The following is a 21,360-nucleotide window of genomic DNA, read 5'->3' on the forward strand; positions in this document are numbered from 1 at the left end:
AAGTCAAAGTTCAGGACTGCGACAGGTAATAGCCTTTTCGATAAACCCAGGCAATTTGATCCGGGTCAAGGCTTTGAGTCCAGGTAGAAAAATCGGGTTCACGTTTTCTGCGCCGAATGGTTTTGCGGCTAACCTTCAAGCGACGAGCAAGCTGACTGGCAGAAATAGCTGTGGCTCCCGGTGAGAAATCTGCTTCCAGAAAATCGACGTAGGCATCCCAGAAGACAAACAGGCTAATGAACAGCAAAAAAATCACGGACTCTGGACGCTTGAGCACGTCTGGTGTCTCCAGCAGATCATCAGAGCCGGACAGGTCAGGAAAAGGAGAATTCGCAGCCGCAGCGTAGGACACTTCTTCTAAAGGTTGTGGAGAGGCTGGCGATCGCGTATCAAACGCAGAATGCTGAACCGTAAAGCTCTGCTCATCTTCGGTTTGAAGCTCTGTTGGAGCGTCGATCGGGGCAGGGGAAGCAGGCTCTAGGGATTCCGGGAAAGAATTAGAGGCTTGAGTCACAGAATTTCTCCGAGGCAGGGGCAAATCGGACAAAAGCAGATCGGGTGGTTCAGAAAAAGAGGTATCGAGCAAAGACGGCTCGAAGGAGGAAGGAAAAGGAAACTGAATCGTCTGCCGCCAGTCAAGGTGAGTCTCCCCTTGGCGACGACTATAAACCATGATGGTTTGAATCGACTGAACATTCAAGACGCTTAGAATACGCTGCAAAAAGGCGATCGCTTTCTCCTGATCAAGAAGCTGCTGCGCCTCCAGCAAAACGTGCAAACAGCGATTCTGACGCTGGACTTTTGCCTTGACTCCGTGCGATCGGGTTACGTAGTTCAGCAGCGTCGCAATGGCGATCGAATGACCTTGTTGAGCAAGCGCAAGGATTTCCTGCGACAACATAGTATGACCCTGAACAGCAGCGCGGAAAGCAAATTTTCCATCCATAGCATACGAGATTCGGCGACCGTTCACGCTAATTGCCGATCGCACCTTGCAGCAAAATGGCGATCGCATTGATCACAGTTTGGGCTGAACCCAGGAAAAAGTCGCGATCGATCGTCTCTGGGGTATCGCTTGGCTGATGGTAGTGGGGATTGCGAAAGTTTGCAGTATCCGTGACCAGCACTGCACCGCGCCCCGATCGCCAGAAAGGAGCATGATCGCTGCGAACCAGGTCAGGCGTAAAGCGTCCCATGGTGGGAACCGATAGCGTTAACACCTGCGGCAGGTTTGGCTGATTAGCATCGGTAAAACTCTGGGTCAGGGCAGGATGGCCCTGATCGCCAATCACCCCCAAAAAATTACCGCGATCGGTGGGTGGGGCAATCGGCAACACACTCGGAAAAGTTTGACAGCCAGGAGTTTGGCAGGCGTAGCCCAGCATATCGAGAATCACTGCCCCATCAAAAGTTGGCTCCGACTGAAGCTGCTGCACGTAGGCTTCACTGCCTAGCAGACCTGCTTCTTCAAGGTCAAAAAAGACCAACCGCAGCGAACGCGGGGTTTGCTTTTGCTGGAAGAGCCTGGCGGTTTCCAAAAGGGTTGCGACTGCGGTGGCGTTGTCGTCTGCTCCAGGGGAATCTTCGACTGTATCGTAGTGTGCGCCCAGCAAAATCACGCCAGCAGTTGAGCCATTTCCAGGACGCTCTGCCACCAGATTCACACCACCCTCGCCAAAGGGCTGCTCCTGCACCTGCCAGCCTGCGGACTGAAGCTGCTGCACAATATAGCTGCGGGCACGGGCACGATCGGCTGCCTCATGCCGCACAAATGCCAGTTGCTCAACATCGGCAATCAGGCGATCGGAATTCGATCGAGGCAAGACAAGGGGCATATCGCTAGAGACTCGAAACGGCGACGAGTACTCAACTTCTCTGGCAAGGGGAAGGAATCTTTGCGGGTGCAGTCCCCAGCCCAGCAAAACGGCAGCGATCGTCACCAAAAACAGCAGCACTCCAAGCCAGCGTCGCCTCATGGCATTCCTCCCGTTGATTTGCCGATCGAGCCGATCGTTCAAGATATTGCCGCTCTGGAAGCGGCTTCATCGTCTAAAGTCTAAGATCAATCTCCTGTAATAGGGTGTGATTCAGCGATGATCCCCTTGGGTAAATCTCTCAATTCTGGGGACAATTTAGCCTGGGGTAATGGAGCATCTGGAATACCTGTTAAGCAGCCCAGGGAAGGCATTCAGATATAGAATTTTCACTCATCGTTTCAATGGTATCTTAATGGCATCAGCGCAAGTCCTTTACTCTTGCTCTGGCTGAGCGAAAGACGATTCAAACAATCGCTTCACGACTTCGCTTGCCGATCGAAATCCACCATCAAAATAAACGCCGCCGATCGTTGCTTGAAAGGTCGCTGACAGCATAGCGGGGTCGGGCAGGGTGTCGCTGGCTTGTTCATCGCTGCTGAGGCGCAAAAAACGATCGATCTGGAGGAATTGAGCAATCTGGCTCAAGGTTTCCGGGTTGACAAGCTGACTCAACCAGGATTCGAGGTCGTCTGCCTCGGAGTAGCCATAGCGAATCAACAGTTCGATCACGACCATTTGAATCAGTCGATCGCCCAGGACTTGATAAACAGTCTGATTGCCCGGAAGCTGATGCTCGATCGCGTAGGCGGGGGTTGTGAGTGCCTGTTTCAGGATCTCTTTGTCGAAGAAGAAATAGCCGAGATTTTGTTCGATCGCCATGCCATTCCCAAAAATTCCTCAAGCGCGAAAACTTAGCCTTGATGCAGCAAACAGGCAGCCGGAAACACCAGATATTCCAGGAAAAACAGCTTCCAAATGAATTGATAAAACTGGGCGATCGATTGCTTTTCGCGTAAGTCCACACGGCTGCTTAACACCCAGAGCGCAACCAGAGCCAGAACGTGGGTGGGGATCAGGAAAAGGGCACTGACATTCGGCAGCAATGTACCCGCCACGATCATGCCGCTATAGCAAAGCGTAATGACCCAAAGTGCCAGCTTGAACACCGCCTTTTGTCCCAGCCGCATTGTAAACGTAGTGATGTGGTAGAGCCGATCGCCCTCTAGATCGGGAATGTCTTTGAAAATCGCGATCGCAAACGTGAACACCAGCACAAACAGCGTCAGTGCCCAAACCGGAGCCGGAACCCCAAAACTGCCGCCCAACTGCTGATTAAAGTGCAGGAATAAACCCAGATTCACGATCGCCCCGCGCACCGTAAAAATGCAGACCGATGCCCAGAACGGAAACCGCTTGAGCCGGAACGGGGGCAGCGAATAGGCAGTTCCGATCGCCACGCTGAGCCACACGGTCGCCAGCAAAAACACACCCTGCACCGCAGACAAACCCAATGCCAGCAGTCCGGTCGTCAGAACGATTGCCTGTGCCTCTCGGCGGGAAAACTCGCCCGATGCCAGGGGCAAATGGGGTTTGTTGATGCGATCGATCGCCACGTCCTCAAGCTGATTGAGTCCCACAATGTAGACATTGCCACACAGACACGTCAACAGGGGCAGCAAGGGCAACGATAGAGAAGCAGGATTTAGCGCAAAGGCGATCGCATACAGTCCAAAAACGCTGAGCGTCGTGCCAATGATGGTGTGGGGACGGCTGAATTTCCAAAAGGCATAAATCCAGGGAAGGCGTTGCATTAAGTTCGATCGAGACGGGCGGGGTGGCGAAATCTGGCTCATGGAGTTGTTTTTGGGGATCGGCATGATTCTACGAGATTCCAGAGCCGGATATGCGATCGTGGCATAAAAAGATGTTGAAGGAATGGAAGTGAAAAGGGGCGAGGGGTTAGGGTTTGGTAGCTTGGAGTAAGCCGAAGCGGACTAAACCTCGTTCGTAGCCGCGTTTCATCAGCCCCAGAGAGAAAGCAGCTTGGATCGTAGTCCAACCAGAGAGGAGTAAGCCGACGATTGCTTGAGGGGTGAAGGCAGAGTCGATCACGATATCCCAGAACGGGGCAACGGCAGCAGACCAGTCGGCGGTTTGGAGATTCTGGAATCCGGTCTCGCGGGCGATCGTTTCGTACTGCGGCAGGGAAATGACATAAGGCAGACAGTAGACGCGGTAGATGTCCTGCAGGTGCTTTTGTTCGTCGGGGGTGAGGGGCTGATTCCCAGTGGGGCGATGGCACCAAGTCACCATGAGAAACTTGCCGCCCGGTTTGAGGACGCGATAGCACTCCTGCACAAATTTTTGTTTGTCGGGCATATGTTCGCCGCTTTCCAGTGACCAAACAAAGTCAAACGAATTGTCGGGAAAGGGGGGTTGCTGGGCATCTGCGACGAGAAACTGGGTGCGATCGCTGAGTCCTGCGGCTTTCGCCCGTTCTGCGGCGCGGTTTGCCTGCACGGGGCTAAGGGTAATTCCGGTGGTGTGCGCGTTAAACTTTTCTGACAGGTAAAGAGAGCTGCCGCCAATGCCACAGCCAACGTCGAGGATCTGGCTTGCCTGCTGCACGTCTGCCCACTTCAGCAATTCTTCGATTAAGTCAATCTGTGCCTGTCGGCGGTCTTTGCGCTCCTGTCCCGATGCACCGTAATAGCCGTGGTGCATGTGTTCACCCCAAATCTGCTCCCACAGGCCGGAAGAAGTGTCGTAAAACTGCTGAATCTGCTGCTGAAGGGTTAGGGTCATGTCTTATCTGTCCAATGAGCTGATAAATGAAAGTTGCCAAGCGGATCGGCATTCTGGTATCTCTTGCTTAGTTTAGAGGATGTTTGAGAAGTCATTGCTGAGACCCAAACCGTCCCCTTACCCTCCCAATTTCAAGGGGAATCTATTGATCCCGGGGTTGCAAAGTCCCCTCGCTCTTTTAGAGCGACAAGCCAAACCATGGGGGATTGAGGGAGCGATGTAGAACATTGCACACTGCTCAAACGTCTAAACGAACTTTATTGAGGAAACGAAACTGCTCATGCACTCGCCAGATCAATGGATTTTTGAACCCGGCACGGAAGGTCCACCACCGCGATCGCCTGCCTCAAAGCAAACGCTGAAGGAAGACATCAAGCAGGGACTTGGCTACGTTCAGTTTGTGGTGCGGATGGCAACGCGGATTCGGAGCTGGAAGAATCGGATTCGCTTTGTGGTGGGCTTGATTCTGTGGAAGCCAATCCTGCCCGATCAAGAATAGTGCCCGATCAAGAATAGTGCCGGAGAAGAATAGCCGATGAGGAACCGCTGATGTATTACGACGCGAACCAATTTGACTTCGTTACGCTGCTGGAAGACAACTGGAAGGTTATTCAGTACGAGCTGAGTCAACTGCCAAGCCAAGACTTCATTCCCTATCCAGAGCGATATTTGCTCGACAAACGGACGGGCTGGGATGTGTTTGGGCTGTACTTTGTCGGGGTCAAGATTGACTTCAACTGTGAGCTTTGTCCGCAGACCGCGCGGCTGGTGAAGCAAATTCCCGGCATGATCACGGCGGGCTTTTCGCGGCTGGCTCCCGGAGCGCATATTGTGCCCCATTCGGGCAGACCGAGCGGTGTGCTGCGCTGCCATCTGGGTCTGGATGTGCCGCCTCGGTGCGCTCTGCGAGTGGCAAACGAAGTGCGATTGTGGAAAGAAGGCAAGTGCCTTGTGTTTGATGACACCTCCGAGCATGAGGCGTGGAATTTGAGCGATCGCCATCGCGATGTGCTGCTGCTTGACTTTAAGGCTCCGCCTGGCTTTCTAGCCGCCTAGCCCCATTGCCCGAACGGGTTACCACACTGGAGCAGTTGGAATCGCTTACACTAGGAAAACTCTCGCTGCAAAGGGTTCACCCTGTCTCACAAGCGTCTCACAATCAATACGTTTCAATGTTTTTGAAAAAGCTGTCGTTTCGGCCGTCCAAGTTTGTCACCGTGCCGCGCACGATTTGTTTTGGCTTCCTTGCCGTGATTCTGCTGGGAACGCTGCTGTTAATGCTGCCGATCTCGATCGCAGAAGGAACCTGGGGCGATTTTATTACAGCCCTCTTTACCTCGACTTCGGCGGTTTGCGTGACGGGGTTGGTGGTCGTGGATACGGGAACCTATTTCTCCTTCTGGGGGCAGTTCTTCATTATGCTGCTGGTCCAGATCGGGGGTCTGGGCTATATGACGGCAACCACGTTTCTGCTGCTGCTGGTGGGGCGGCGGTTTGGCTTGCGGGAGCGGCTGGCGATTCAGCAATCCCTTGATAGTCCAGGGCTATCGGGCGTGGTGCAGTTGGTGAAGTCGATTATTGCGACGACGCTGGTCTTTGAGTTGACCGGGGCATTTTTGATGATGGCCGTCTTTGCGCCGCAGCACGGGTTCGATCGTGCCCTCTGGCTGGGACTCTTTCATAGCGTCAGCGCGTTTAACAATGCCGGATTTGGACTTTTTCCGGACAACCTCATCAGCTATGCGACCAATCTGCCCATTAACCTGATTATTCCTTTGCTGATCATTTTTGGCGGCATCGGTTATCAGGTGATTCAAGAAATGTATATTTGGCTGCGCGATCGCATTACTCGCAGCCGCGAACGCGTTGTGTTTCCGCTCAATTTTAAGATTGTCACCAGCACAACGATTTTTTTGCTGGTGCTGAGCACGCTCGCCTTTTTCCTGGTGGAGTACCGCAACGAAGAAACCTTTGGACAGTACAATTTCACCGGAAAGCTGATGGTTGCCTGGTTTCAGGGAGTCGTTCCGCGCACAGCCGGGTTTAACTCGATCGACTACGGCAAAATGACTGATGCGGGGCTGTTTATCACCATTGCCCTGATGTTTATCGGCGCGAGTCCGGGCAGTACGGGGGGCGGCATCAAAACCACAACGTTTCGGGTGCTGTTTGAATGCACAAAAGCCGTCTTGCAGGGCAAGTCTGAAGTACTGTGCTATCAGCGAGAAATTCCAACCGCTCTGCTCCGCAAGGCGATCGGCGTGGTGTTTGGCTCTCTGACCACCGTGATTATTGCCACGACCCTGATCGCGATTTCCGACCCTGATGTGGAATTTATCCGGGTGCTGTTTGAGGCAGTTTCGGCCTTTGCGACCGTAGGGCTTTCGACCGGGATTACTGCCAGCGTTTCGGTTTTTGCCAAGCTAGTGCTCATTGCCACCATGTATGTCGGGCGCGTCGGTGTGCTGCTGCTAGTGTCTGCCTTTCTTGGCGATCCCAGCCCAACGCTGGTGCGCTACCCAGATGAGAACCTGCTCGTGGGGTAGTAGCTTTTCCCCTCTCGATCGATAGATTGTTTCCCTTCTGGTTTAGGCTAGAAAATACGTCAGAGAAAAAATGCCACGTTACCTGATAACTCCGTGACCCTATCTTCCCTTTCTTCTCTCAGCTTTTTTAAGAGCCTGCGATCGAATAACCGTCAGTTTGCCGTGGTTGGGCTGGGACGATTTGGGCGCGCGGTTTGCATGACGCTGCACCATTTAGGCTATGAAGTGCTGGGGGTCGATTCAGACGAGCGACGAGTCGCCCAGGTACTCTCTGATGAAATTGCTTCCCACGCGCTGCAAATTGACTCTACAGAACCTGCCGCACTTCGAGAAGCAGGGCTGTTTGAGTTTGATACGGTTATTGTGGCGATCGGCAATTACGTTCAAGAGAGCGTTATCACGACGCTCAATTTGAAAGAAGGCAAGGTGCCCCACGTCGTCGCCAAAGCCTCTTCTGAAATTCACGGCAAGCTGCTCAAGCGAGTGGGAGCCGATCATGTGGTGTTTCCAGAGCACGAAATGGGCTGTGAGCTAGCCCGATCGCTGACCCGCCCCGGAGTGCTGGAGCGGTTTGAGCTAGACCCGGATCACAGTATCGTTGAAATTGTGGTTCCGGCAGAGTTTGACGGCAAGACGATTTCCGACCTCGATCTGCGGAGACGCTACGGCTTAAACCTGCTGGCTGTTTGCCGGGAAAACCAATTTGAAATTAATCCCAGCCCCCTGACCCGCTTGGCGAAGGGTTCATTAATGGTGGTTATTGGCTCGAATCGGGGCATCGATCAACTTCCTGTCTAGTGATTTCTTCAAGAAAAGAAACGGAAAAATCATCTCAACGCGATGTGAAGCAGTGCTAAATTGCTCTCGCTCCAATCCTGATTTTAAAAATCAGCGAGATTGAACTCACTTCTGATTTCGCTTCATCCCTACAGGAAAACGAGCCAGAGCAGAAACCAGGCAATCAATTAAGGAATAAGGGCTCACTTAAAGAAGCGAAAGAAGCGAATTGAGAGGCGAATTGCGGGGTTGTCGCTCATCAGACGAAACCGAACGATAAACGCTAATTTAAGTAGAAATTAAAGAAATAGGTAGAAATCGCTTTTTATTCCATAATGTTTGGGAGGTTAGATTGACCCAAGCTTATTTGCCCGATGTCTTTTAGCAAGTCGCGGTGAAATTATACCGATTCTGTCTAAGGCAGGGCATCGGCAGGGACTTAGAAACTGCTTAGGAGCTTTGAGATCCCCCCAATCCTCCTTCAAGAGGGGAAAGGAACTGTTGCAGTGATTGGGGTTGTCACGGAAAAGCTGAACCATTCCATGTCCCTCTTTTACACCTCTCTTTTAAGGGAATTGAGGGAGGTCTGAGCCGATCGCGCCACCCATTCATTGCCCCTTCCCCTCGCTGCCTCTGCTGATTACTGGGTCGAGTGAATCTGATGCAAGCTCAAACTCAATGAGTATTAAAAATGAGTATTAGATGAGTATTAGAAGTTGAACGATAAAAAACAGCAATAATTTTTGGCAATTTTCCCCAAGTTGAATATTCCATCCTTACAAGTTTCTTATCCTTACAAACGAAAATAAAGCGATACAAAACAGCGCTCAGTCAACTTAGCTCCTGCCTTAAGCACTTCTACCTGAAAATACGATCGTATTTCCTGTTTTAATTCCGCTTTTAACCCTGCCGCTTGCCCTTTTCTAACATCAACGCTTAAAAAACAAATTCTTGCTTGTGAATGAGTCTTGGCGATATCTTTTAGTTCTGGTAAGTGGAATAGTGTTGGGGCTGATTGCTTCTCATTTTGTCAGAGCGGTTGTCCTGCGGCGAGAACTTGCCCTAGTACAGGACATGAGCGAGCGCAAACGGGCAGAACAGGCACTTCAGGAACGGGAAGCTTTGCTGCGATCGATCAGCAACAATATTCCGAAGGGAATTCTCTACCAGCTTGTGCATGACCCCAAAGACAACTCGCTGGCGTTTTCCTACATCAGTACCGGAATTCAGGACTTGCTCGGTGTCTCCGCAGAAGCCGTCATGCAGGATATTAATGTGCTGTACGACTTGCTGCTCGACGAAGACCGAAAAGAAGTCGAGCGCCTGACCCAGCTCTCGCTGAAAAATTTGACCATTTACGAAGCGCAGGTGCAACAGCGTAAACTGCAAAACGGCATTCCTCAAGGCATTGTCTGGTCAAGTTCGCGGGCGGTTCCGCGTCGGTTAGCCGATGGGCGGACAATCTGGGATGGGGTTGCGGTAGACATTACGGACTTAAAAGAAGCCGAAGCCGCGCTCCGCCAGAGTGAGGCACAAATGCGAGCCGTGCTTCAGTCGATTCCCGATCTGGTGCTGCTGACCAACCGCCAAGGATCGGGACTGGCATATCACCATGGCGGAGAGGTTATGCTGCTGACCCCGAAGCCCATGCAGGAAGAAGGAATGACCGTATTCAATACGCTGCCGGAAACGGTTGCCCGCGATCGAATGCGCTGTATTCATCAAGCCCTCGACACAGGAGAACTGCAAACCCACGAATACGAGCTGCACAACAATGGCAAAACTCACTGCGAAGAAGCTCGCATTGTTGCTAGCAGTTCCGATGAAGTCGTGGTATTCGTGCGTGACGTTACCGCAGCCAAGCAGCGAGAAGCCGTTCGTCAACAGTTTGAAACCGAGCTAAAGCAGGCAAAAGAAGCCGCCGAAGCCGCAAATCAGGCAAAAAGCACCTTTTTATCCCACATTAGCCATGAGTTGCGATCGCCCCTGAGTACGCTGCTGGGATATGCTCAACTGCTCACCCGTAGCCCTAATCTGACTGCGATCGAGCGCGAATATCTAGAAGTTCTGAACCGCAGCGGCGACCACCTGACGCAAATTATTAACGATGTGCTGTCCCTTGCCCGGATCGAGGCAGGACGAGTCACGCTAAAGCAAAGCCCGGTTCATTTGCCCGATCTGCTGGGAAACGTTCAGTCAATCTTTCACATGCGGGCAAAGGCAAAGGGGCTACAGCTTCGCCTTGATCCTGCCGCTGATATTCCCACCTGGATCGAAGCCGATGAGGGCAAACTGCGCCAGGTGTTGATCAACCTGCTGGACAATGCGATTAAATTCACGCTTTATGGCAGCGTTACGTTGAGGGTCACGTTCAAGTCTCCTGCAATTCTTCAGTTTACCGTGATGGATACCGGAGTTGGCATGGCACCCGAAGACCTGAACTCAATTTTTGAAGCCTTTATGCAGACCGAGAGCAGCGAACGATCGCGTCAGGGCAGCGGCTTAGGTTTGACCATTAGTGCTCGTTTGGTTCAGCTTATGGGTGGTGAAATCAGTGCCGAGAGCCAGCCCGGAAAGGGAACAGCCTTGCAGTTTACGCTGCCTTATCAGCCAGCCCAGCGGCATGAGCAGAACCCAGCGACGCTTCAGAGCGATGGCAAGCAAATTTCCCAGCAGAATAACCGTTATGCCTATCTAAAAGTCAGACTCGCACCCGGTCAGCCTCCGTACCGCATTCTGGCGGTAGACGACATCGAAGCCAATGCCAATCTCGCTCAGCAGTGGTTAACCCTGGCAGGCTTTGAGGTGCAAATTGCCCACAGTGGGGTAAAGGCGATCGAACAATGGCAAACTTTCTCACCGCATCTGATCTGGCTGGATCTGCGGATGCCGAAAGTCGATGGACTAGAGACAACCGCTCGAATTCGTGCCCTGGAACAGCAGCAGCAGCGGCAAACTACGAAAATTATTGCGGTGAGCGCGACCGTGTTTGAAGAAGAACGACAGCGTGCCTTTGCTGCCGGATGCGATGACTTTGTCATTAAGCCCTATTCCGAGGAGGTTTTGCTGAATACGCTTCAGCAGCATCTTGGAGTGAAGTATTATTACGAACAATCCACAGCCGAGGTTTCAGCGAACTCAGTGAACTCAGCGAACGCTCGATCGGGTGCGATGCCTGTGCTCAATTCAGCAGATTTTCAGGGAATGCCTCAGGAATGGATTGCTCAAGTCAACTGGGCGGCGCGGGTTGCCCGGGATGAATCAGTCAGGCAGCTTCTTGATCAGATTCCAGCAGAGCAGCAGGCTTTGCGAGAAGCGATCGCCCATCTGGTTGACCACCTTCAGTTTGAGCAGTTAATCGAGATCACAGATGCCCTATGCTAGACAGCGACTCTTCCCCAGCCGTGCCGCCTTTGGGCAATGACAAAATGACGGGCGGCAATATCTTGATTGTGGATGATCTGCCAGATAATTTGCTGTTTCTGGCAACGCTGATAACCGATGCAGGCTACGATGTGCGAAAAGTTATTTCCGGGCAGATGGCAATCAGCGCGGCGCAGGCAGAAGTGCCCGATCTGGTGCTGCTCGATATTGTGATGCCGGGAATGAGCGGCTATAAAGTGTGTGAACTGCTGAAAGCCAATGCCATTACCCGCAACGTACCCGTAATTTTCCTAAGTGCCCTGGATGAGGAACTGGACAAAGTGCAGGCATTTCAGATCGGCGGTGTAGACTACATTACCAAGCCGTTCCAGGTGGTCGAAGTGCTGGCACGGATTGAAACTCATCTCAAAGTCGGCAGGCTCCAGGCTCAGCTTCAGCAGCAAAACGCCCAACTCCAGCAGGAAATTGATTCTCGTACGGCTGCCGAATCAGCGGTGCAAATGCTGAATCAGGGAATTGAGGAAGAGATTCAGGAGCGGATGACCCTGCTTAAAGCCAATCATGCCGAGCGACTCCAGCAAAAAACGCAGCTCGCAACCGCCCTGACCGAAGAGCATCAGCAAAATGCAATCAACCCTCAACGCCAGCTTATTTTATCCAGAGAATGGCAAATCACAATCGCTGCCCTTCAAACCGCAACTCAACGACTGCTTACCAGCAAAACCCCGCGATCGAAATCGGACGATCGCCATCTTGCCATCCTTGACGCAGCCACCCGGCGCATCCCGCAGCTCATGCAGCAAGCCTTATCCGCTCCCCTGGCTGTTTTCCCCACAGACTTTCAGCCGATCGCGATCGACCCAACGCAGCTTTGCCGTGACCTGATTGAACAGTTCTCCTCACCCGAAAATCTGCATCAAATTACCTTTGTCCCCTGGGGAAAAGCTCCCGGCAAGCTCTCGATCGATCCAGTTCTGATTCAGCAAGCCCTGCACCATCTACTTGATAATGCAATTTGCTACTCGCCCCCGGGTGGAACCGTGCTGCTGGAGCTATTTTATGAACCGACTCGACTGATTCTCCGCCTTCGGGATGAAGGCATTGGCATTCCGCCAGAAGAACAGGTGCAAGTCTTCAGCCCTTTCTATCGGGCAAGTAATGTAACGAGTAGCCCTTTTCCTGCAGGTTTTGGCATGGGCCTCGCGCTTGCTCAACAAGCGATCGACCTGCACCAGGGCACAATCGACCTTCAAAGCGAACTGGCACAGGGCACAACAGTAACGCTCACCCTGCCGCTCACCCTGGCAACCGAACCCTGATTTCTCGTCCTACCCTGAAAGAGATGAAGTTCGATCGCGCATTCGATACACTCAAAGACTGAACCTCCCATCCCCTGATCCTCTCACTCCCCTGATCCTCCCCTTTACTGACTCCCTCCCCGCCCGCTCCTGATGTACCTGAAAAGCCTTGACCTAAAACACTTTCGCAACTACCAGGAACAGCAGATTACCTTTTCTGCCCCTAAAACGATCCTGGTTGGCGATAATGCTCAGGGCAAATCGAACCTGCTGGAAGCCGTGGAGCTGCTGGCAACCCTTCGATCGCATCGGGCACTGCGCGATCGAGAACTGGTGCTGGAAGGAGAACCAATCGGACAAATCCTGGGCAGCCTGGAGCGAGACACAGGCACGATCGATCTATCGCTGATGCTTCGCAGCAACGGCAGACGCACCGTGAGCTTAAATGGGGAAGCCCTGCGACGGCAGCTTGATTTTTTGGGCGTGCTGAATGCGGTGCAGTTTTCCAGCCTGGATTTGGATCTGGTGCGGGGCAGTCCGAGCGAGCGGCGCGACTGGCTGGATACCCTGCTGACCCAGCTCGAACCCGTTTACGCCTACATTTTGCAGCAGTACAACACGATTTTGAAGCAGCGCAATGCCTTTCTCAAACAGCGCAGCGATGCCTTCGAAGGCGAAACCCCTGCCCCCGAACCCACTCAGCTTGCAATCTGGAATAGCCAGCTAGCGGCGATCGGCTCACGGGTGATTCGGCGACGGGCGCGAGTTTTGGAACGATTGGCTCCGGTGGCGCAATCCTGGCATGAAGCAATCAGCGATAGCAAAGAAATTCTGGAAGTGCGCTATTTGCCCAACGTGCATCTCGAAGCAGACGACCCGGACATTGTGCAGCAGACATTTTTGCAGCGATTAGAGCAGCGATCGATCGCCGAACTGCATCAGGGCACAACGCTGGTCGGACCGCACCGAGACGAGATCGAGTTTGCAATTAATCAAACTCCGGCGCGGCAGTATGGCTCTCAGGGACAGCAGCGCACCCTCGTCCTGGCATTAAAACTGGCAGAGCTAAAGCTGATTGAGTCGATCGTGGGAGAACCCCCCCTGCTGCTGCTGGATGATGTGCTGGCAGAGCTAGACCTGAACCGGCAGAACAAATTGCTTGAAACCATTCAAGATCACTTCCAAACGCTGATTACCACGACCCATCTCGGCTCGTTTGATGCCCAGTGGCTCAAGTCTTCGCAGATCCTCACGGTCAAAGCCGGACAAATTGTGCCTGAGCACTAACAAATTGTGCCTGAGCACTAGCAGATTGTGCCTAGGTACTCGTTTAGCGGCGTCCGATATCGCATCGCCCTGTCTCGCAAAGCCGTTGATTTCGCTCAGCCAGGATCGTCTTCAGGTTGGGTCGTCCGGTGAGCTGAAGTCGCCATTTTGCCCAGATTCCATAAACCGCATCCGCGATCCAGCCGACGATCGGCAGTTTGGTTATGGCATAAACCCAGCCCATACCCAGCACTTCATAGACGCGACGAAAAACTTCCACGTTTTGAATCACTGTGCCGTCGGGCAAAACGGCGTGAATTCGTGCCATTGCTGCTTCGTAATCTACACCACCGTGAAGCTGTGGGTCATAGTCGTCAGCCACTACATCCACAAAGGCAACCAACCCGCGATCGGCATCTTTGCGCCGCAAAAAGTTGACTTCGTGCAGACAGAGCGGACATTGACTATCGTAGAGAAGCTTAATTTTCCACGTGGGTTGCGCTTCAGGATTGCCTGCAAGATTAGCTTCAGGATTAGCCTCAGGATGGATAGCAGAATTCATTTGGAGGGTTTGCGGATTCGATGCGTGCAGGTTGGATGAGTGCATGGCAAAAGGCGATCGTCTTTTTCTGCATTCTGTCCTGTTTAGCAATGGATTTGCAAGAGCTGGTGTGAATTTCAGGAAAAACCTTGCGGCTCAAACTCCTCCCTGAGAACTAATAATTTATAGATTCAGTTCGGTACGATGACAAGAGGCTTCATTCACCGTTACACAGCATTTGCATCACGCATGTGATGTTTGATGAATCAGAAATTGAACAATCAAGTAAGGATTGAGTGAATACTGACAATGACTATCGCAATATTAGGCTGGGGATCGTTGATTTGGAAGCCGCAGAATTTACGCTATGAAGGTTCCTGGGAAACAGGTGGTCCCGTTTTGCCGCTCGAATTTTCCAAAATTGCTGAGAACAAGCGGCTCACAGTTGTGATTGATTCGCAAAATGGAGCAATGTGCCCAACACAGTTTGCAATTAGTACCTGTACAAACTTAGAAGATGCAATCGAGGATCTCAAACAACGCGAAGGAACGACCACAGAATATATTGGCTATATCGATCGAGCAAATAACCGAAGTTCGATCGAGGAATACCCAGCACAAATTAACGTGGATCAAACCGTGCGCGAATGGTGTGAGGCAAACCGAATTGCCGCAGTGGTTTGGACAGCCATTTTGCCAAATTTCCCTGATAAGATGGGCGTCCCGTTTTCGATCGATGCTGCGCTGCGTTATTACCAGAGTTTATCGGCAGCGGATCAAGCCAGCGTGATGGAATATATTGACAAAACTCCGGCTGAAACTGATACGCCTTTGCGTTGCCGAATGCAATGTCAAACTGTTATCCGCTAAATCCATCCATTGCAGATCTCACAGTCACGGATCTCACAATTGCAGATCTCACGATCGCAAATAGCTGGCTCCGTTGACATCCACGATCGCCCCGCTGAGAAACAGCGATCCCTCTGCAGCTAGGAACAAAATCGTGTGTGCAACTTCCTCCGGGGTAGCGACTCGTCCAAATGGGCTTTGCTGACGGATCGCTTCTCCCGCAGGACTTTCCAACACCGATCGCGCCATTTCCGTTTCCACAAATCCGGGTGCAACTGCCATCACGCCAATTCCATAGGGCGCAAGGTGCTGAGCGAGCGATTGACTAAGCGCATTTAATCCTGCTTTGCTAGCTCCGTAGGCGTTAGCGATCGGCTCTCCCCGAAATGCCCCGCGTGACGAGACGTTGATAATTCGTCCCTGTTGTCGATCGATCAGGTGACGCGCCACGCAATACGCTACATTTGCCGCCCCGATCAAATTCACGCCGATCGCCTCCTGCCAAATCTGCTGCCAATCGGTATAAGACGTTTGATTCAGCGGATGAAGCTGATAGACGCCAGCATTGTTCACCAGAATGTCGATCCTGCCGAGTTTGGCGATCGTTTCATTCACCATCTGTTCGATTGCGACTGGGTCAGTTAAATCTGCCTGCACCAGAATGTGACCCTCTCCTGCAAGCTCCTGTTTCACCTGGGCTGCGGCTTCCGATCGCTGACCATAATGTAGGGCGACGGTCGCTCCGGCTGCAGCAAAGGCGATCGAGGTTGCGCAACCAATGCCGCCCGATGCTCCGGTAATGAGAACTGTTTTGTCAGAAAAATCTTTCATGATATTGCGTCCTTTCCGAAGGGGGAGCCGGGCATCACGCACTCAAACAAATGCAAGCCAAATCGCTGTGATAGCTCCTCGCAGACCCTTACGCCTCTGGCGCTATTGCCTCTTGCATCCAGTAAGGGCGAGAAAACTGCAATTCCCAGGCGATCGGGCACAACCACAATAATGCCGCCGCTCACCCCGCTTTTGGCAGGCAGTCCCACTTTGTAAGCCCACTCTCCGGCAAAATTGTACATTCCGCAGGTGTACATAACGCTGAGGATATCGCGGACATAGCAGGCCGGAACCGCCTGAACACCAGTCAAAGGATTTTTGCCGCGATTTGCTAGGGTTGCTGCCATTGTTGCCAGGTCGCGACAGTCTACGAGCAGCGAACACTGCTGAAAATAAAGGTCTAATGCTTCGTCGATTTTCTCGTCGATCATGCCGAAGTTGAGCATGAGATGCGCCATTGCTCGATTGCGGTGCCCGGTTGTGCGCTCCGACATAAACGTGGGCATATCGATATAGGGTTCGTGTCCGATGTATCGCTGAAACATGGTCAGCATTCGATTCAGACGATCGGTTGCGCCGTTGCCCTTGATCAAACTGGTAGTCGCGATCGCTCCGGCATTCACCATTGGATTATAGGGACGCTTCGACTGTTCATCTAAAACGATCGCATTAAACGCATCTCCGGTTGGTTCTACACCAACTTTTGCCAGCACCCGATCGCGCCCATGATCTTCCAGTGCTAATCCATGCACAAACACTTTAGAAATGGATTGAATTGTGAACTGCTGCTCCCGATCACCCACGCCAAACTGCTGCCCATCTACCGTGGTGACGCAAATGCTAAACCAGTCAGGATTCATCTTCGCCAGTTCGGGAATATAATCTGCGATTTTGCCTGACTGTAGCGATCGATACTGAGCATAAAGCTCTTCCAACACCGATTGCAGCAGATCAATTGAAATTGGGGCAGGGGCAAAGCTGGGAGTCAAGCGAATATCGGGAGTCAGGGTCATAAGCTCGGTGTAAAGCAGGTGTTACCATTCTCCCATTTCTTTTTCTTCTGATTGCGTTTTTTATTGCAGAATCATGGTTCACTTGATTCCTGCGATCGTTCCCATTCCGGTCTCGCAACAGTACTTTTTTAATTGCTAAACGAATTAACATAACGTTAATTTTTTGTTTCTCTACCGAGCGGCACATCTCAATTTCAGTCCTTCCGCATAAGCTTGTAAAATGAGCTATGTAGATACTCTCAAATACACTGTTAAACAATACCAAAGCGGCAGAATTAGCCGTGATGAGTTTCGCGCCTGGCTGAAACACAGTTTGACCCTGCAAATGAGCATCCGCATCGAGCAAACCACCAAACGAATGCTGCAAAGCAAAATTCAGGCGGTTCGATCGCTGTTCTAAGTTAAAAATTTTTAAGAGAGCTTTTTAAGAAAGCATAAGCTGGGCTGGCAAAGCGTAACTCATGCAGCTTTGGAATTGCTGCGCTACTCAGGTACGTTACAACACTCTAGCAACTGCTGAGCAGGAGCGGTGCAGAATTCAGTCAACCGCTCAGATATGGCTCCGGTTAGCGCAGGCAGAATAAAGCTTAGGCAGGACAAGGCTGGCAGGACAAGAGGCTGGCTTTTTCCTCAACGCAGATTCCTGGACACAGCGTTTCTCCCTGTCGCCTGCTTCAAACTATAGGGGCTAGCTATATCAAATTTGAGCATTTTAGAGATTTGGAGAAATTGCAGAATCGTATCCCAGTTCTTTAGATAAACAATACTGCCAATTTTCCTGATCAGGGTGAGGCTGCGGTGTAGTTTGAAGAAGTGCGGATTTTCTAATCTAGAATTGCTAAGATCTTGCGGGATTTTGCGATCGATCTGGAATAGATTGCTGAAATGATGAGGTTTTACTCAAGACTTCAGTTCAACGCTTCCCGGTTTATCGTGTTTGACTGTTTAACTGAGCTTTTTTAGCTGCACTTTAGTTTTAGTTGCACTTTGTTTTAGCTGCACTCTGTAAAACCGTGAATTCCAGCAATTCTAAGGCAATGTCTCTCGAAGCGTGCATCCGACAAGCCCTAGAGCAGGGCGAACTCACTCCTGGTCTAGAAATCCGTATTGAGCAAATTGTAGAGCAGGGCAACCTGACTGAGCGCGATCGGCAACTGCTGCAATTGCTGCAAGATGCGATTCAGGACGACTGTATTCGCCGAGCATAGGCTTTTGTCTGCCTAGCCCGCCACGTCTCGCATCCGCCATTTCCAGATGCAGCTTGACACCAGATTTGTCACGATATGGGCCACCACGGGAACGAGCAAATTTCCGGTTTCTAGCGCGCCCCAGCCCAGCACTAGCCCGATCGTTGTTGCCCAAATCATATATGACCACTGCTCGCGGCCGCTAAAGTGCATTACACCAAAGCACAGGCTTGAAATCAGCAGTCCATACCAGTTCAACCCCACCGAGGGCAGCATCACCCCCCGAAACAGTAGTTCTTCGCTCAGTGCTGGCAGTAGCCCCAGCCAGATCAGATCGGGCAGGGCAAGCGGCTGAATAATCAGGGCTAGATAGTAATCTGCACTCTGACGATAGCCTGCCCAGAGCCGATAAGTAATCGAGCTAGCAGCCGTAATGCCAACGCCCAGCCCCACGCCCCACAGGGCACTTTGGATCGACCAATCCAGCGGCAGCAGCGCAACCGGATCAAGCAGTAGCCAAAGCCGCGAAGCCAGCAGCAGGACGATCGCCGTCACGCCCATTGCAGTGAGAACCTGAACCCGGCTTAAAGGTTCAACATCGGGCTGAGGAGTGGGGTTAGAAGGTGGCTCAGACACAGTTTCTTTAGGGGAGCTGGGATGGGAATAACGAGCAATTTTTAACAGCAATCTACTGCAATCTGGTATGCGAATAAACCCTCGGAAGGGTTACAGATTGCCTAATGATTATCTAATTTCTTGAAGAAAATTTGCTTTTGGGGAAGCTGCAATGCACTCCTGAAGATTGGCAATCTGCGATCGAAGACTTGCCGGATTGAGCCCCGCCCGATGCGCCACCAAAACGCCCAGGGCTTCGAGGTAGGAATGAACGGCGATCGTTTCAATTCCTAAGGCTTCAGCCGGAACGTTTAGACTCGTCTGGTTTTCTTGCACAGTAATTATCTGGGTGGAAGTCTGGCTCAGGCTCAGCACTGCACTGCCGCCGCAGGCACTTGCCGGAATCACCAGCGCATCGACTTCATTTGCCCAAATTGCCCCTGTGGAAGGCATCGATTCTCGTGAAGTTACAAACTGCGGCGCACGGCTCAAGCCGACCAGCACACAGGGCAAAAACGTATAGCCCAATTCTTCAGCTGCCGATCGGGGCGAAAGGGTCGGGTCAATTGGCAGGGGCGACAGGGCAGGCGCGTGGGCACAGGGAATCTGAAACGTCCGCACAATCAAGTGGCTGATCACCGCTTCGGCTCCTGCCAACGGGTCAACTCCCTGCCCATGCCGATATTGCATCAGTGCCTCAGTGCCCGGATCGTCAGGAAATCGGGCGACGATCGCTACGGCTTCTGCTTTTGCCTGGGTGATCAGCTTTTCGACTGCCCGCAGCAAACTGCCCGGATTTTGAATCGTGCCCCAAGTCGCACCGGATTCTGCCGTCCGCAGTTCCACGCCGAGCGGAGCATCCGTGACCACATAATCTGTCACCGTCAGACCCAGAGTTGCTCGTGCCGCATCTGCCACCTGCAAATGACGCAGCCGTAGCTCGGGTTCAATGCCCTGATCCAGCACCAACCCCACCCGGTTTTGATGCACCGGACGCAAGCCCCAGCTTCCCGCCGCAAACTGATCCAGCCCGTAGCCCTCCACGTAGAGCGCGTTTGGCAGCGACCAGTACAGCGACGCGCCATTCATCACGTTGGGATGGGTAATGAGGCGATCGGCAACTTGAGCCATTGCTTTTGCAACAGGCAGGGCATCCCCGGCATAGCCTCCGATCGCCGCCCCAATGCCCGTCGGTACAATTAACATCACCGTATAGGGACGAGAATTCACGCTCACACCGTTCTAGTTCAACTCATTTAAACCGTAGTAACCGACGAAAAAGGAATCGCAAACTGAGTCGGGCTCAGCACAACGGCTTCGATCTGGGCAGTTTGACGATCAGCATCCACCCCCGCCACCGCCCAACGCAACGGCTCACCTTGCACCTGCAAAGCCTTCAGGATCGACCGTTGCAAGTCCGCAGGTTCCGTGAGCGAAACTTCGATCGTCACAAATCGCGTGATCACTTTTTCTTGCTTTCCTGAAACTGCCCGAACTGAAGCTGATACACCGTGTCTTCTTTCTCAGTTTCAACTTTCAGATCCGATCGCGGATACGACACACACAAAAGCGCATATCCCTGCTGCTGCAAAGCGGGACTAATGCCCATCCCATCGGTCTGATCTACCGTGCCTTCTAAAATTTGGGCAGCGCAGGTCGTACAAACCCCGGCACTGCAAGAATAGGGCAAATCCAATCCGGCAGCCTGAGCCGCTTCGAGGACGGTCTGATTTTCGGGCACGGTCAGGGTGTGGGCTGTGCCTTGGTGATGAAGTTCGACAGTGTAGGCTTGACTCATAGGAATGCGATCGATTGCGTGACTTGCATTAAAAACGGCATTGATTCGAGACTGGAGGCGTAAATGCCCCAGTGATCTAGACTAGCGCAAGCCGATCGCTTTCACGGAGTAATGTAACTGCGATGTAATGGCAATCGAACGGATATCAAGACGGATATACAAGATGGTTTGAGGCGTAGCAGAAATCCTGCATTGCCCCCTAAACCCCCCAACTGATTGTTTGCCGCTCTTAAAGAGCGAGGGGGGACTTTGAGCAGTGGGAACCTGCGGTTACAAAAAGAATGCCTGCAATGGTTCGGTTCCACCGAAATCAGTTCGCTTAGGGGGCGGTTCGGAACAGCGATCCTGCTATCCTTGGGGGAAAGTGCGACGGAAGTCATCGATTAAATCATCAATTTCCTCGATCGCCTGATTGACATCAATCCGCAGGGTTCCTAAATCAGGTTGCTCTAGCAGGCGCAGCAGCGAATCACGCTGGCTCTCAATCTGCTTAAATCGATCGCGCAGAGTTTGAGGATCGATCGGGGTTTCAGAATCAGGCATCGTTCGTGCTCCGTAGGCTCATGGGCAGGCTCAGAGACAGGCTCTGGTGAAAATCCGCTGGAAAATCATTCAGCAACGACACACCTAAAT

The 21,360-nt window shown here is 52.2% G+C and carries 23 protein-coding genes; 10 read left to right on the forward strand and 13 right to left on the reverse strand.

What is annotated here, in order from left to right; genetic code table 11:
- Positions 1 to 10: 10 nt before the first annotated feature.
- From NDI45_RS09110 to NDI45_RS09130, 5 genes are all read right to left on the reverse strand, one after another.
- Positions 11 to 1,015 carry a hypothetical protein gene (locus tag NDI45_RS09110; RefSeq protein ID WP_348247112.1) on the reverse strand — a complete coding sequence of 335 codons (1,005 nt, stop codon included), beginning with the start codon at positions 1,013 to 1,015 and terminating at the stop codon, positions 11 to 13.
- Positions 975 to 1,976, reverse strand: a complete 1,002-nt coding sequence (locus NDI45_RS09115) for a M20/M25/M40 family metallo-hydrolase (protein ID WP_348247113.1) — start codon at positions 1,974 to 1,976, stop codon at positions 975 to 977. The genes NDI45_RS09110 and NDI45_RS09115 overlap by 41 nt, the downstream gene beginning before the upstream one ends.
- 273 nt (positions 1,977 to 2,249) lie before the next feature.
- The gene (locus NDI45_RS09120) at positions 2,250 to 2,696 is read right to left on the reverse strand and encodes a ribonuclease III domain-containing protein (RefSeq protein WP_348247114.1); all 447 of its coding nucleotides are present in this window, start codon (positions 2,694 to 2,696) and stop codon (positions 2,250 to 2,252) included.
- Between the two features lie 32 nt (positions 2,697 to 2,728).
- Positions 2,729 to 3,670, reverse strand: a complete 942-nt coding sequence (locus NDI45_RS09125; protein ID WP_348247157.1) for a homogentisate phytyltransferase — start codon at positions 3,668 to 3,670, stop codon at positions 2,729 to 2,731.
- Positions 3,671 to 3,776: 106 nt separating this feature from the next.
- Entirely contained in the window at positions 3,777 to 4,622 is an 846-nt protein-coding gene (locus NDI45_RS09130) for a methyltransferase domain-containing protein (protein ID WP_348247115.1), read from the reverse strand.
- Positions 4,623 to 4,902: 280 nt separating this feature from the next.
- Here NDI45_RS09130 and NDI45_RS09135 point away from each other — a divergent pair, with 280 nt between their 5' ends.
- From NDI45_RS09135 to recF, 7 genes are all read left to right on the forward strand, one after another.
- Entirely contained in the window at positions 4,903 to 5,121 is a 219-nt protein-coding gene (locus NDI45_RS09135) for a hypothetical protein (RefSeq protein ID WP_190790945.1), read from the forward strand.
- Between the two features lie 50 nt (positions 5,122 to 5,171).
- Complete coding sequence (locus tag NDI45_RS09140) at positions 5,172 to 5,678, forward strand: aspartyl/asparaginyl beta-hydroxylase domain-containing protein (protein ID WP_190790946.1); 507 nt, start codon at positions 5,172 to 5,174, stop codon at positions 5,676 to 5,678.
- A 116-nt stretch (positions 5,679 to 5,794) separates the two neighbouring features.
- Positions 5,795 to 7,168 carry a TrkH family potassium uptake protein gene (locus NDI45_RS09145; RefSeq protein ID WP_190790947.1) on the forward strand — a complete coding sequence of 458 codons (1,374 nt, stop codon included), beginning with the start codon at positions 5,795 to 5,797 and terminating at the stop codon, positions 7,166 to 7,168.
- Between the two features lie 93 nt (positions 7,169 to 7,261).
- Entirely contained in the window at positions 7,262 to 7,966 is a 705-nt protein-coding gene (locus tag NDI45_RS09150; RefSeq protein ID WP_190790948.1) for an NAD-binding protein, read from the forward strand.
- A gap of 936 nt (positions 7,967 to 8,902) precedes the next feature.
- Complete coding sequence (locus tag NDI45_RS09155; RefSeq protein WP_348247116.1) at positions 8,903 to 11,329, forward strand: ATP-binding protein; 2,427 nt, start codon at positions 8,903 to 8,905, stop codon at positions 11,327 to 11,329.
- Complete coding sequence (locus NDI45_RS09160) at positions 11,323 to 12,648, forward strand: response regulator (RefSeq protein ID WP_348247117.1); 1,326 nt, start codon at positions 11,323 to 11,325, stop codon at positions 12,646 to 12,648. Before NDI45_RS09155 ends, NDI45_RS09160 begins: the two co-directional genes overlap by 7 nt.
- A gap of 132 nt (positions 12,649 to 12,780) precedes the next feature.
- The gene (gene recF, locus NDI45_RS09165; protein WP_348247118.1) at positions 12,781 to 13,914 is read left to right on the forward strand and encodes a DNA replication/repair protein RecF; all 1,134 of its coding nucleotides are present in this window, start codon (positions 12,781 to 12,783) and stop codon (positions 13,912 to 13,914) included.
- Positions 13,915 to 13,957: 43 nt separating this feature from the next.
- On the opposite strand, the gene NDI45_RS09170 is transcribed toward recF, so the two are convergent.
- Positions 13,958 to 14,455, reverse strand: a complete 498-nt coding sequence (locus NDI45_RS09170; RefSeq protein ID WP_348247119.1) for a DUF393 domain-containing protein — start codon at positions 14,453 to 14,455, stop codon at positions 13,958 to 13,960.
- 288 nt (positions 14,456 to 14,743) lie between these two features.
- Between NDI45_RS09170 and NDI45_RS09175 the strand changes: the two genes are divergently transcribed.
- Positions 14,744 to 15,304 (forward strand): hypothetical protein, encoded by a 561-nt coding sequence (locus NDI45_RS09175; RefSeq protein ID WP_190790343.1) that lies wholly within the window; start codon positions 14,744 to 14,746, stop codon positions 15,302 to 15,304.
- A 48-nt stretch (positions 15,305 to 15,352) separates the two neighbouring features.
- Here NDI45_RS09175 and NDI45_RS09180 read toward each other — a convergent pair whose 3' ends face one another.
- Together NDI45_RS09180 and glsA are read right to left on the reverse strand one after the other, a co-directional pair.
- Positions 15,353 to 16,114 carry an SDR family oxidoreductase gene (locus tag NDI45_RS09180; RefSeq protein ID WP_348247120.1) on the reverse strand — a complete coding sequence of 254 codons (762 nt, stop codon included), beginning with the start codon at positions 16,112 to 16,114 and terminating at the stop codon, positions 15,353 to 15,355.
- The gene (glsA, locus tag NDI45_RS09185) at positions 16,111 to 17,127 is read right to left on the reverse strand and encodes a glutaminase A (protein WP_348247121.1); all 1,017 of its coding nucleotides are present in this window, start codon (positions 17,125 to 17,127) and stop codon (positions 16,111 to 16,113) included. The genes NDI45_RS09180 and glsA overlap by 4 nt, the downstream gene beginning before the upstream one ends.
- A gap of 220 nt (positions 17,128 to 17,347) precedes the next feature.
- Here glsA and NDI45_RS09190 point away from each other — a divergent pair, with 220 nt between their 5' ends.
- Positions 17,348 to 17,527, forward strand: coding sequence for a hypothetical protein (locus tag NDI45_RS09190; protein WP_190794602.1), 180 nt, complete (start codon positions 17,348 to 17,350; stop codon positions 17,525 to 17,527).
- Between the two features lie 613 nt (positions 17,528 to 18,140).
- Complete coding sequence (locus NDI45_RS09195) at positions 18,141 to 18,335, forward strand: hypothetical protein (protein WP_190794601.1); 195 nt, start codon at positions 18,141 to 18,143, stop codon at positions 18,333 to 18,335.
- A gap of 12 nt (positions 18,336 to 18,347) precedes the next feature.
- Here NDI45_RS09195 and NDI45_RS09200 read toward each other — a convergent pair whose 3' ends face one another.
- The 5 genes from NDI45_RS09200 to NDI45_RS09220 all read right to left on the reverse strand — a co-directional run bounded on the left by NDI45_RS09200 (position 18,348) and on the right by NDI45_RS09220 (position 21,270).
- On the reverse strand, positions 18,348 to 18,950 hold the full coding sequence (locus NDI45_RS09200) for a CPBP family intramembrane glutamic endopeptidase (RefSeq protein WP_347277934.1): 603 nt from the start codon (positions 18,948 to 18,950) through the stop codon (positions 18,348 to 18,350).
- 108 nt (positions 18,951 to 19,058) lie between these two features.
- Positions 19,059 to 20,159, reverse strand: a complete 1,101-nt coding sequence (locus NDI45_RS09205; RefSeq protein WP_348247158.1) for a DUF3326 domain-containing protein — start codon at positions 20,157 to 20,159, stop codon at positions 19,059 to 19,061.
- A gap of 26 nt (positions 20,160 to 20,185) precedes the next feature.
- On the reverse strand, positions 20,186 to 20,395 hold the full coding sequence (locus NDI45_RS09210) for a hypothetical protein (protein WP_190794599.1): 210 nt from the start codon (positions 20,393 to 20,395) through the stop codon (positions 20,186 to 20,188).
- Positions 20,392 to 20,727 (reverse strand): 2Fe-2S iron-sulfur cluster-binding protein, encoded by a 336-nt coding sequence (locus tag NDI45_RS09215; protein ID WP_190794598.1) that lies wholly within the window; start codon positions 20,725 to 20,727, stop codon positions 20,392 to 20,394. Before NDI45_RS09215 ends, NDI45_RS09210 begins: the two co-directional genes overlap by 4 nt.
- Positions 20,728 to 21,075: 348 nt before the next feature.
- Entirely contained in the window at positions 21,076 to 21,270 is a 195-nt protein-coding gene (locus tag NDI45_RS09220; RefSeq protein WP_190794605.1) for a hypothetical protein, read from the reverse strand.
- Positions 21,271 to 21,360 lie beyond the last annotated feature (90 nt).

The organism is Leptolyngbya sp. GB1-A1 (assembly GCF_039962475.1).
Classification (GTDB): Bacteria; Cyanobacteriota; Cyanobacteriia; order Elainellales; family Elainellaceae; genus Leptolyngbya_A.